The sequence below is a fragment of the Geodermatophilus sp. URMC 62 genome, assembly GCF_052931475.1.
In genome coordinates, this window is the sequence record NZ_JBRFHY010000001.1 from 2820594 (window position 1) to 2832302 (window position 11709).

At 72.8% G+C, this 11709-nt stretch carries 13 protein-coding genes; all 13 read left to right on the forward strand.

What is annotated here, in order from left to right; all coding sequences use genetic code 11:
- The 13 genes from ACU616_RS13670 to ACU616_RS13730 all read left to right on the forward strand — a co-directional run bounded on the left by ACU616_RS13670 (position 1) and on the right by ACU616_RS13730 (position 11705).
- Positions 1-888 carry a polysaccharide deacetylase family protein gene (locus ACU616_RS13670; protein WP_446759001.1) on the forward strand — a complete coding sequence of 296 codons (888 nt, stop codon included), beginning with the start codon at positions 1-3 and terminating at the stop codon, positions 886-888.
- Positions 889-913: 25 nt separating this feature from the next.
- On the forward strand, positions 914-2254 hold the full coding sequence (locus ACU616_RS13675; protein WP_446759002.1) for an MFS transporter: 1341 nt from the start codon (positions 914-916) through the stop codon (positions 2252-2254).
- Positions 2251-3030, forward strand: a complete 780-nt coding sequence (locus ACU616_RS13680) for an SDR family NAD(P)-dependent oxidoreductase (protein WP_446759003.1) — start codon at positions 2251-2253, stop codon at positions 3028-3030. The genes ACU616_RS13675 and ACU616_RS13680 overlap by 4 nt, the downstream gene beginning before the upstream one ends.
- A gap of 17 nt (positions 3031-3047) precedes the next feature.
- Positions 3048-3800 carry an SDR family NAD(P)-dependent oxidoreductase gene (locus ACU616_RS13685; protein ID WP_446759004.1) on the forward strand — a complete coding sequence of 251 codons (753 nt, stop codon included), beginning with the start codon at positions 3048-3050 and terminating at the stop codon, positions 3798-3800.
- A gap of 165 nt (positions 3801-3965) precedes the next feature.
- On the forward strand, positions 3966-4277 hold the full coding sequence (locus tag ACU616_RS13690; RefSeq protein ID WP_446759005.1) for a hypothetical protein: 312 nt from the start codon (positions 3966-3968) through the stop codon (positions 4275-4277).
- Between the two features lie 525 nt (positions 4278-4802).
- On the forward strand, positions 4803-6689 hold the full coding sequence (locus ACU616_RS13695) for an alpha-amylase family glycosyl hydrolase (RefSeq protein ID WP_446759006.1): 1887 nt from the start codon (positions 4803-4805) through the stop codon (positions 6687-6689).
- Between the two features lie 24 nt (positions 6690-6713).
- Entirely contained in the window at positions 6714-7193 is a 480-nt protein-coding gene (locus ACU616_RS13700; RefSeq protein WP_446759007.1) for a cupin domain-containing protein, read from the forward strand.
- Between the two features lie 339 nt (positions 7194-7532).
- Positions 7533-7922 (forward strand): hypothetical protein, encoded by a 390-nt coding sequence (locus ACU616_RS13705; protein WP_446759008.1) that lies wholly within the window; start codon positions 7533-7535, stop codon positions 7920-7922.
- 216 nt (positions 7923-8138) lie between these two features.
- Positions 8139-8714, forward strand: a complete 576-nt coding sequence (locus ACU616_RS13710) for a toll/interleukin-1 receptor domain-containing protein (RefSeq protein WP_446759009.1) — start codon at positions 8139-8141, stop codon at positions 8712-8714.
- Between the two features lie 38 nt (positions 8715-8752).
- Entirely contained in the window at positions 8753-9607 is an 855-nt protein-coding gene (locus ACU616_RS13715) for a hypothetical protein (RefSeq protein ID WP_446759010.1), read from the forward strand.
- Positions 9608-9632: 25 nt separating this feature from the next.
- Positions 9633-10145, forward strand: a complete 513-nt coding sequence (locus tag ACU616_RS13720; protein WP_446759011.1) for a hypothetical protein — start codon at positions 9633-9635, stop codon at positions 10143-10145.
- A gap of 50 nt (positions 10146-10195) precedes the next feature.
- Positions 10196-10837: a hypothetical protein gene (locus ACU616_RS13725; protein WP_446759012.1), complete on the forward strand. Its 642-nt coding sequence runs from the start codon at positions 10196-10198 to the stop codon at positions 10835-10837.
- A 13-nt stretch (positions 10838-10850) separates the two neighbouring features.
- On the forward strand, positions 10851-11705 hold the full coding sequence (locus ACU616_RS13730) for a hypothetical protein (protein ID WP_446759013.1): 855 nt from the start codon (positions 10851-10853) through the stop codon (positions 11703-11705).
- The last annotated feature ends 4 nt before the right edge of the window (positions 11706-11709 follow it).

The window sequence follows — 11709 nt, forward strand, 5'->3', positions numbered from 1 at the left end:
GTGCCCAAGAGGATCTACGTTTCCGTCGGGATCGACGTCGACGCCGTCGGCGGCTGGCTGGGCTCCTACGGCGGGGAGGACTCACCGGGCGACATCTCCCGCGGCCTGTTCGCCGGCGAGATCGGTGTGCCCCGCCTGCTCCAGCTCGCCCAGCGGCGGGAGATGCCGGTCACCTGGTTCTGGCCCGGCCACTCCGTGGAGACGTTCCCGCAGCAGTTCGACGAGGTCGTCGCCGCCGGCCACGAGATCGGGGTGCACGGCTACAGCCACGAGAACCCGATCGCGATGACCCGCCAGCAGGAGACCGAGATCCTCGACTACTGCACCGACCTCATCGAGCGGCGCTCCGGCAAGCGGCCGGTGGGCTACGTGGCGCCGTGGTGGGAGTTCTCGGCGGTCACCAACGAGATCCTGCTGGAGCGCGGGTTCCTCTACGACCACTCCCTGATGCACGACGACCACACGCCCTACTACGTGCGGGTCGGCGACACCTGGACGAAGATCGACTACGAGGCGGCGTCCGCCCGGGACTGGATGAAACCGCTCGTGCGCGGCGAGGAGACCGACCTCATCGAGATCCCGGCGTCGTGGTACCTCGACGACCTGCCGCCGATGATGTTCATCAAGTCCAGCCCGAACAGCCACGGCTTCGTCAGCCCGCGCGACATCGAGCAGCTGTGGCGGGACCAGTTCGACTGGGTCCACCGGGAGATGGACTACGCCGTCTTCCCCATCACCATCCACCCCGACGTCTCCGGGCACCCGCAGAACCTGCTCATGCTCGAGCGCCTCCTCGACCACATCCAGGGCCACGACGGCGTCGAGTTCGCCTCCATGGAGGACGTCGCCCGCGACTTCGCCGCCCGCAGTCCGCGCAAGGCCGGTTGACCTGCCGCTGCAGAGGAGCACAGCCATGTCCGCTTCGCGCCCCACCGCGACGTCCCCCCGGGTCGAGCCCTGGAACGTCCAGATCACCGCCCGCACCATCCGGCAGGTGTCGGTCGTCTGCTTCATCGCCTGGGTGGCGTCCGTCTACGACTTCACCCTCTTCGGCACCCTCCTGCCCGTGATCGCCGAGGAGTTCGGCTGGTCGGTCGCCGAGTCCGCCGCGATCAACACCTACGCCACGATCGGCGTCTTCATCATCGCCCTCGCCGTGGGCACGATCATCGACAAGATGGGCCGCAAGCGGGCCCTGATCGTGCTCATGCTCGGCGGTGCGGTGGCGTCCGGGCTCACCGGTGCCGCGGTCGGGGCCGTCAGCCTGATCATCATCCGGTCCTTCTCCGGCTTCTCCATGTCGGAGGAGGTCGTCAACGCCGTCTACCTCAACGAGATCTACAAGGAGGCCAAGAGCAAGGGCCTCATGTACTCACTCGTCCAGGGCGGCTGGCCGGTCGGCGCGCTCGTCTCCGCCGGCCTGTCGGCGCTGACCCTGCCGCTCATCGGTTGGCGCTGGTCCTTCGTCGTCGCCGCGGTCCTGTCGATCATCGTCGTGGTCCTCGCGACCCGCCTGCCCGAGTCGCCGACCTTCGCCGCCATGCAGGAGGTCAGGCGGCGCCGCGCCACCGGTGACACCGCCGGCGCCCACGCCCTCGCCGCCGAGCACGACCTGGAGGAGGCCGCCCACCACGCCACCGGCGTCAAGGACGTCTTCACACCGGAGCTGCGCCGGCACACGACCTGCCTGTCCCTGGCGTGGTTCTTCAACTGGTTCTCGATCCAGGTCTTCTCCGTCCTGGGCACCACGATCCTGGTCGAGGCCAAGGACGTGTCCTTCGACAACGCCCTCATCATCCTGGTGCTCTCCAACGCGGTGGGCTTCGTGGGCTACGTCTTCCACGGGTGGCTGGGCGACAAGATGGGCCGCAAGTGGACCGTGGTCCTCGGCTGGATCGCCGGGGGCCTGGTCAGCCTGGTGATGCTGCTGGGCCCGGGCAACGCGGCGTTCATCATCCCGCTTTACGCGATGACGCTGTTCTTCCTCACCGGCCCCTACGCGGCGCTGCTGTTCTACATGGGCGAGTCCTTCCCGCCCCAGGTGCGCGGCATGGGCGCGAACGTGGCCCACGTGATGGCGCCGCTGGGCGGCATCGCCGGCTCGGGCCTGCTCACCATCCTGCTGACCGCGGGCGTGGACACCGGCGTGGCCGCCATCATCACCGGCACCGGCGGCCTGCTCGTCTCGGCGCTGTGCATGGCGGGGACCCGCACGATCCACGACGCCCACCAGAAGTCGACGGTGTTCGCGTGAACCGCGACGACGGGCTCGAGGGGAAGGTCGCCGTCGTCTCCGGCGGCGGCAGCGGGATCGGCCGGGCCCTGGCGGTCGCCTACGCCCGGGCCGGTGCGCACAGCGTGGTCGGCTACCTGCCCTCGGACCCCCACGACGCGACCGACACCGTCCGCGCCGTGGAGGCCGTCGGTGGGCGCTGCACGGCCGTGCCCATGGACGTGCGCAGCTTCGCCGACACCGAGGCACTCGCCCAGACCGCGCTCGACGAGCACGACCGGCTCGACATCGCGGTGGCCGCGGCCGGCATCCTGCGCCGGGCGGCCCTGGCGGACATGACCGACGAGGCGTGGGACGACATGATGGCCGTCGACCTCTCCGGGGTCCTGCGCGTCTTCCGCTCCTGCAGCACGCGGATGACCCGGGGCGGGGCGATGGTCGCGACCTCCTCGATCGCCGGCGGCGTCTACGGGTGGGAGGAGCACTCCCACTACGCGGCCGCGAAGGCCGGCCTGCTCGGCCTGTGCCGGTCGCTGGCCGTGGAGCTCGCACCCCGGAAGATCCGGGTCAACACCGTCATCCCGGGACTGATCGAGAGCCCGCAGTCCCTCGACGCGGTCAACTCGCTGGGCCGGGAGGGCCTCGACGCCGCCGGCTCCCTCATCCCGTGGGGCCGCGTGGGCGACGTCGACGAGGCCGCCCGCGCCATCCGGTTCCTGACCAGCGACGACTCGGCCTACGTCACGGGTCAGCAGCTGATCGTCGACGGCGGCCTGACCGTCCGCTGGCCCAGCTGAGCGCGGGAGAGGACGACATGGACGGGCAACTCACGGGCAGGGTCGCCGTCGTCATCGGCGGTGGCGGCGGGATCGGCGCGGCCATCGCCGTCCTCTTCGCCGAGGAGGGCGCCGACGTGGCCGTGCTGGACCGGGACGAACCGAAGGCGACGGCCGTCGCCGAGCAGTGCCGGAGCTCCGGTCACCGGGCCACGGCGCTGGCCGTGGACGTCACCGACGGCGCGGCCGTCCGGGCGGCGATGGACCGGATCGTGGACGAGCTCGGCGGGATCGACGTCCTCGTCAACTCCGCCGGCATCCTCGACGAGACGCCGCTGCTGGAGATGAGCGAGGAGACGTTCGACCGCGTCCTCGCCGTCGACCTCAAGGCCGTGTTCCTGGCCGTCCGCTGGGCGGCGCCGCACATGGTGCAGCGCGGCGGCGGGCGCATCATCAACATCGCCTCGCAGCTGGGCATCAAGGGCGGCACCGGCCTGACGCACTACGTCGCGGCCAAGGCCGGGGTGATCGGCATGACCAAGGCCCTGGCCCTGGAGCTGGCCGAGCACGGCATCCTCGTCAACGCCATCGCCCCGGGCCCCATCGTCACGCCTCTGATCGAGGGGTTGTCCGAGGAGTGGAAGGCCGCCAAGCAGGCCGAGCTGCCCATCGGCCGCTTCGGCCAGGCCTCCGAGGTCGCGCCCACGGCGCTGCTGCTGGCCTCCTCACCCGGCGGCGACCTCTACACCGGGCAGACGCTGGGCCCCAACAGCGGCGACGTGATGCCGTAGGCCCCAGCGGAGGGAGCGCCCGTGTGTGCCGGCTGTCCCGGAGGCCGCGCGGTCTCGAGGACCACCGCTCACCTCAACCTGCACGGGGGGAGGTCCGCCGTCCTGCGGGAGCTCCGGCACCGCGCCGGGCCCCGCGCCGGGCTCTCCGTGTTCGGGGACCGGTGGGTGCTGGCCTCCCGCACCGGCAGGCGGGAGGTGTTCGACGACGTCGAGACGCTGGTCGCCGCCCTGGTCGCCCGGGGACTCGTCGACGACCGGGCAGGGCCCGCCGGTGCGCCGCTCGAGCAGCTGCTCGGGGCGCCGGGCGACCCCGGTGCCCCCCGCCCGGGTGCGGAGGAGCTGGTGGCGGCGCTGATCGCCCACGCGGGGTCATCGGGTGGGCGCTCGACCGGCGCGGGCGCCGTCACGCGCGCTCGTGCGGCGTCCCCGGCCGGCCGGGGGGGTGGGCCCGGTCGCGGGACGGGCGGCTGGTCGTGAGCACGCAGGTCCCGGGACGACCAGGAGGCCGGCACGGACGCCGCTCAGCTGCGCGAGCTGCACCGACGCCGACGACGCCGCCCTGGCCCGGCTGGGGGAGCTGACCGAGCGGTACTGCGTGGTGGCCCAGACGCTGGCCCGGCCGCCGCACCTCACCGTCCGCCGCGCCGGGTGACGTAGCGCGGCGGGGCGTCGCCTGCTCCGACGAGCGGTGCGCGCACCGCGCCGGCGGCGGCCGGCAGTTCCTCTCCGGTCGCTCGTGCTCTGCCCACAGGTGTGGGCAGAGCACGACTGGTCCGGACCCCACCCGTCGGACGGCTGCTCCGCGGAGCACTCGTCCTCAGGGCGGGACCGACGACAGTGGGCCCCTGGGACAGCCCCTGGCGCAGTCGTACCGGGTCGCGGTGACGGCGTGGTGACGCAACCGTGACGGCCGCCGGGGAGCGTTCGACCCCGCCGACCATCGGGTCGGTGCACCCGGGCCGGCGCCCCCCGGCACCGCACCACCTCGTGTCCGGAGGTCCCATGCCCGGCCGCCGCGCCGCCGACCTCGACCTGACGCCCCCCGCCCCGGTGTCGGCCTCCCCGTCGGCGTGGGAGGACGAGGTCCTCTACTTCCTGCTCGTCGACCGCTTCTCCGACGGGGAGGAGGACCAGTACCGCGACCTGGCCGGCGACCCGGTCCCCGGAGCGACCCCGCGGTACACGCCGGCCGACGACGGCAGTGCCGTGCGCGACGACGCTGACGCGGCCAGGTGGCGCGCCGCCGGCACCGGGTGGGTGGGCGGCACGCTGGACGGCGTCCGCAGCAAGCTCGGGTACCTCCGGCGGATGGGGGTGACCGCGCTGTGGATCAGTCCGGTCCTCAAGCAGGCCTTGACGCCGCCCGGGGCGACGGCGAACTACCACGGCTACGCCACCCAGGACTTCCTGACCGTCGAGCCGCGCTTCGGGACGGACGAGGGGGTCCGCGACCTGGTCCGCGCCGCGCACGACGCCGGACTGCGCGTGCTCCTCGACGTGGTGCTCAACCACGCCGGCGACGTCTTCGCCTACGACCTGTCCGACCCGGCGCGCTACCCGTCGACCGATCCGGACGACCCGCCCGGGACCGTGGTGCCGCGCTGGGACGGCCGCCCCTACCCCGTGCAGGGGTGGCGGGACGGCGCCGGCGGGACCCGGCCGTTCAGCCCGCAGGAGGCGGCGGCGCTGTGGCCCGACGGCGCGGTGTTCCCCGAGGAACTCCACCCGCCGGAGACCTGGTCGCGCCTCGGCCAGATCTCGAACTGGGACCACGACCCCGAGTACCGCGAGGGTGACTTCTCCGGGCTCAAGGACATCACCCAGGCCGGCGGCCCGCCAGACCAGTACACGGCACCACCGGCACTGGCCGCGCTGACACGGGCCTACTGCTGGTGGATCGCCTACGCCGACCTCGACGGGTTCCGCGTGGACACCGTCAAGCACATGGACGTCGGCGCGACGCGCTGGTTCACCTCCGCGGTGCACGAGTTCGCCGAGTCGATCGGGAAGGACCGCTTCCTCCTCGTCGGGGAGATCACCGGCAGCCGGGGGTTCGCCGTGGAGACGATGGAGAGCACCGGCCTGGACGCCGCACTCGGCCTGGCCGACCTGCAGGGCAAGCTCGAGGACGCGGGCACGGGGGCCGGTGCCCCCGCCGCCTACTTCGACCTGTTCCGCAACAGCGAGCTGATCGGCAAGGGCAGCCACACCTGGCTGCGCAACACGGTGGTCACCTCCTACGACGACCACGACCAGGTCCGCAAGGGCAACGCGAAGGCACGGCTCTGCGCGGATCCGCAGAAGGGCCGGCTCGCGCTGTCCGTGCTGGCGGTGAACGTCCTCACCCTCGGCATCCCGTGCGTCTACTACGGCAGCGAGCAGCTGCTCGACGGCCGGGGCGACGGTCGGGACGCTCCCGACCGGTACATCCGGGAGGCGATGTTCGGCGGGGAGTTCGGCGCCTTCCGGAGCCGCGACCGGCACGTCTTCGACGAGGACCAGCCTCTCTACCGCGAGCTCGCCGCGCTCCTGCGGGTCCGCCGCGAGGAGCCCGCGCTGCGGCGCGGCCGCCAGTACCTCCGGGAGATCTCCGGCAACGGGACGGACTTCGGCCTCCCGACGGGCTTCGGCGGTCCGGTCCTAAGCGTGGTGGCCTGGTCCCGGCTGCTGGGGGAGCGCGAGGTGCTCTGTGCCGTCAACACCGACGCCGCCGGCGCCCGGACGGCGTGGGTGACCGTTGACGCGGGCCTGCACCCCGCCGGCTCCACGCTCCGCCGCCGCCACGGCAGCGACCCGGGGGTCCCGGCCGTCCTCGACGTGGTGTCCACGGCCGGGCGCAGCGCCGTCCGGCTCACCCTGCCGCCCGCGGCAGTGGCCGTCTTCCGGTGATCGTCCCGCACCCAGGAGGTACCCATGACCCGACTCGTCCGCACCGACGAGGGCAACGCCTACGACCACCTGGGTCTGCGTCTCCGCATGCGCCTCACCGGCGGGGACACCGCGGGCCATCTGGCGGTGATCGAGCACGTCGGGCGCCGGGGAGCGGCCACGCCCCTGCACCGGCACAGCCGGGAGGGTGAGACGTTCGTCGTGCTCGACGGGGAGCTCGACGGCTGGTCGGACGGCGACCACACCGTCGTCGCGGCCGGGGACACGCTGCACCTGCCGGCAGGCAGCGAGCACGCTTACCGCGTCCGCAGCACCACTGCGCGGTTCCTCCTGCTCGTCACGCCGGCCGGGTTCGAGCAGTTCTTCGTCGCCGACGGCACGCCGAGCGACCCCGCCGCCGAGTTGCCGCCCGTGCCCGGCCCCCCGCCCGCCCAAGCGGTCGAGCGGCTCGGGCAGGTCCTCGACGGCTACGGCGTGGCGATCACCGGCCCGCCGCCTGCTTGACCGTCGGGCCCGCTCCGGGACGTCGACCGGGCAGCGCAGCCGGCGGCGGTGGCTGACCAGCCGGTCACTGGGGCGCGGCCGCATCCGTTCCCGACCCGGACGCCGATCGAGCCCGACGTCGTCGGGCCGGTCGGCGCGGTGCCGCCCCGACGTCGCCGTGCCACCTGCTCGCAGTGCAGCGCAGTGCAGCCGTGCGGATCGTCCGGACCCCCGTCGTCCGGCGTGCGATCTCGGCCGGCGCGGTGACACGACGGTGACGGCGGCGTGACGGAGCACCTCCTAGCGTCGCCGCGCCGGCCAGCCGGTGGGAGCCCCGGACGGTGTGAGGAGGTCGGGAGGATGGACGTCGAGGTCGCCGCCTTCGACCTGATGGACCTCGCCCGACCCGGCGAGCGCTCCTCCCCGGACGAGGAGCCGTACCCCGAGGCCGAGTACGAGAGGGCCGGCCTGGCCGCGGACCGGCTGGACCGGATGGACGCCGACGTCGTCGGTCTCCCGGAGGTCCTCCACGAGGAGGCGCTCCGCGACGTGTGCACCGGTCGCTACCAGAACCCGGACCACGTCCTGGTGCGCCAGGGGTTCCACGACCGAGACCCCCAGCGCATCGGGGAGGTCGTCGACCTCCGGTCCTCCGACGACCACCTGGTGGACGGTCAGCTCAGCGACGACCGTCACGATCGGGTCGTGTCCGACCACGGGCAGCTCGTCGCGGAGATCCGCCTGCGCTGATGCGCGGGGGAGTCGGGGCAGGCGATGTGCACATGGCGTCCGTTCCCGTACCGCCGTGTCGGGTCGAGGATCCACGCGCTCCTGTCCTCAGGACCAACGCCTCTGGGTCACAGCCGCGTCGCCGTCATCACATTGACGTCACGCGTGCCGATCCGTCGCTCTCCCGTCACTCACCGGTGACGTCGTCACCGTCAGCACACGTAGGAGGTCGTCGAGGTGTCCTCTCCCCGGGTCAAGTGGTGGGAGAAGTCGGCGTCGTCCTCACCCGTGGCCTTCATCTCCCACGCCAGTGCCGATGCGGCCCAGGCAGCGGAGATCGTCCGGGTGCTCGAAGCGGCGCAGCTTCGGTGCTGGGTCGCGCCCCGGGACATCCCGGCCGGCAGCGAGTGGGCCCCTGCGATCATCGACGGGATCCGGCGGAGTCGGCTCCTCGTCGTCGTCTTCTCCGTCCGCTCCTGCGCGTCGCAGGAGGTGTACCGCGAGGTCGAGCTCGCGTCCCGGGAGCGGAAGCCGATGCTGACCGTGCGCATCGACCGGACGGCGACGCTGACCGGGCCCCTCGAGTTCTTCCTCTCCTCGATCCAGTGGCTCGAGGCCACGGCACGCCCGCTGCGACCCCAGCTCGGTCGGCTCCCGAGCACGGTGGCGGGACTGCTCGACATCCCGGTGGCCCCGGCCCCTGCCCCGGACGCGGTTCCCGTTCCCGGCGTCGAACCGGACGAGTCGATCCGGTCCGTGTCCCTGGACGACCTGACGAGGAGGGGCCCGACCTTCCGCCCCTGGGCGCACTGACCTCGGCCCCGACGACCGGCGAACCTGCGGAGCAGCTCATGACCGATTCCCGACCCGGCGCGGAGTTCTTCGGCCGCGCCGCGCGCGCACAGTCCTCGTCGCGGAACACCACGCCCCCTGCGGGGACGGGGCCGCAGTTCGGCCCACCGTCGGGCGCTCACACCTCCGGCGCCGCCACCGCGCCCCCTCGCACAGCGGCACCTCCCACCACGGCGTCTCCCTCCGCGTCGGGCGGGTACACGGCTGGCTCGGTCGCCACCTCGGGGTCGGGCGGCGGGAGCCAGGGACGACCGCCGTCCGCCACGACCGCGTCGCCGCCGCTCGCGGAAGGCGTGATGGCCCGCGCCAAGGTGGACGACCCGCGGGCGTTGGAGATCCTCTTCGCGCAGTTCGTCCCACCCGGGGAGCAGATCGTCGAGACGCGCTACATGGGCGTCATGGGCATGTGGGGGATCGGGACCCACAGCTTCGCCGCGGTCACGACCGAGCGCGTCGCCTCGCTGACGGTCGGGCTCTTCGGTGCCGTGACCTACCGGGACGGCTCGCTGGAGTACATCAACAGCTCCGTGATCTTCCAGCCGTCACGGCTGAAGCTGTATCTGCCTGCTGCGGCGTGGGTCCTGGTCACCTTCGCCGCTGCGCTCTACTACACGCTCGAACTGGACGGATCGGTGATCGTCCCGTTGCTGGTCCTGCCGATCGCACTGCTCCTCGTGCCGGTCGTGGTGAAGCTGACCTACCGGTTCGTGAAGAGCGGCCTGGCGATCTGGATCCGGGAGGGGCTGTGCGTGTTGATCTTCATCGACCGCAGGCGCATCACTCTGGCCAACCGCCTGTACCGCCTCTGCAGCGAGCTGAGAGATGAGCGCATCCGCGAGATCGGCCACCCGTGACGGTGGCCGGGCACGCGCCCGGGCTGTGGCGAACCCCCACCTGGTCCCGCTCTACGCCCTGGTCCTGGCCTTCCTGCTCGGCGCGGGCACCAGCGCGCTGGTCGACCGGCCCCCGAGGCTGGCGGTGACCGCGCCCCCGGCTGCGGCGCCGACCTCCGCGGTCGCGCGGTCGTCGTTCACGGCGGCCACCGACGGCAGACCCACCTTCTCGGTCACGGCGGCGGACCCGGCCGTGCGGGATCACGTGCTCTGGACGGTACTGGAGACGGTCCCGGGGGACCTGCGCACCTTCGCGCCGGTGCGCCCGCCCACGTCGCTCTCGCCGGCCCGCGTCCAGTCGGTCGACGAGCCGCTCGTCGACCGCTTGCTCTGCATCACCGTCCCGGACGGGTGGGAGGTGACGGTCCCGCCGGGCGCGGCGGACCTGGTGGCTGCCGCCACGGGACTGGCTCCGGGGCGGACGGCGTGCCAGGGCGGTTGGTCCGATCCCCGTGCCGTGCCCGCGACGTTGACCTTCCTCACGGGGAGGAGCGGATGACCTCTCCCTCGGGCCGTCCGCCGGCCAGCGTCGTCCTCCCCGCTGCCACCGTGGTCGCGACCGTGGTCGGCGGAGCGGCAGGCGTCACCGTCGTCCATCCGGAGTGGCTGCCCACGGCGCCGATCCTGCTGGGTGGCCTGGGGCTCATCGCGGTGGCGGGCATCCTCCTGATCCACGCGGAACTGGTGCACCAGCCCGCGGCCGTGGTCCGTGCGCGGTTCGCAGACGGCGACGTGCAGCAGACGGGCGCCTTGGCTCCTGACGATCCGGCAGGGGAGCCGCCCGCCGAGGCGCACCCGCCCGCGGAGCGCTCAGCTGCAGGCTCCCCTGACGCGGAGCCCCGTGCGCCGGATGACGAGCGGGCACACCTGGCGCTCCCGGTGCCCAGCGTCCAGTGGTGGGGGCGCGGCAGCCCCTCCGCGCAGGCACCCGGCGCCGCTCCGGCCTCCGAGCCCGCCCCGCCGCCCGATCTGGAGACGTACGTGCAGACGTCGATCATCGCGCAGTGCCCGCGCTGCGGGAGCTTCCAGCTCGACGTGCAGGCCGTTCCGCCCGGATACGGGTTCCAGTGCCGGACCTGTGGGGTCGGCTGGGACTGGCGACCGGACCAGCCGTGGCCGGCAGGCCGGGTGGACCCTCGTCGGTCCCCGGCCGGGATGCGGACCGGTGCACCCGGCACCGCTGGAACATGACCGGAGGACACCGATGTACGACCAGACGTTCTCGCGGCAGAACCCGGGCTGCATCGTCGTGCTGCTCGACCGGTCCGAGTCGATGGGCGCGCAGTGGCGGAACTCCGGCATGACGCTCGCCGACGGTGCGGCCAGGGCGATCAACCGCCTGCTGCTCGACCTGTGCATCAAGTCGACCAAGGAGGTCGGCGGGGCCGTCCGCGACTACTTCCACGTCCTCGTGCTCGGCTACGGGGCATCACCGGTGGCCGGCGGGGAGGGCGTCGAGTCCGCGTTCGGAGGCACGCTGACCGGCCGGGGCATCGTCCCGCTGTCCGATCTGGCGAACGCGCCGCTCGCGATCCTCGAGGAGCCGTCGGTGGACACCATGGCCGCGGTCACCAGGGTGCCGATCTGGGTGGAGCCGGTGTTCGGTTACCGGACTCCGATGTGCGAGGCGATCGCGGTCGCCGGGGAACACGTCTTCGAGTGGGTCGAGGCCCACCCGGACTCGTTCCCCCCCATCGTCATCAACATCACCGACGGCCTGGTCACCGACAGCCCCTACGACGGAGCCGACCTCACCGAGTGGGCCGAGCGGCTGACCACGGTCGAGACGGTCGACGGACCCACCCTGCTGTTCAACGTGTTCCTGTCCTCCGAGGGGGACCCGGCCTTCTTCCCGACGAGCGGACACGCCTTCCCCGACCCGGGGCCGCAGCTGTTCGAGATGAGCAGCGTCCTGCCGGCGCCCATGGTCCGCCACGCGAAGGCTGCCGGGGTACCGGTCCAGTCCGGTGCCCGGGCGATGTGCTTCAACGCCGATCTGGAGGCACTGGTGAAGTTCCTCGAGATCGGGACCCGTGCCGCCGAGATCCCGGGACGCTGAGGGC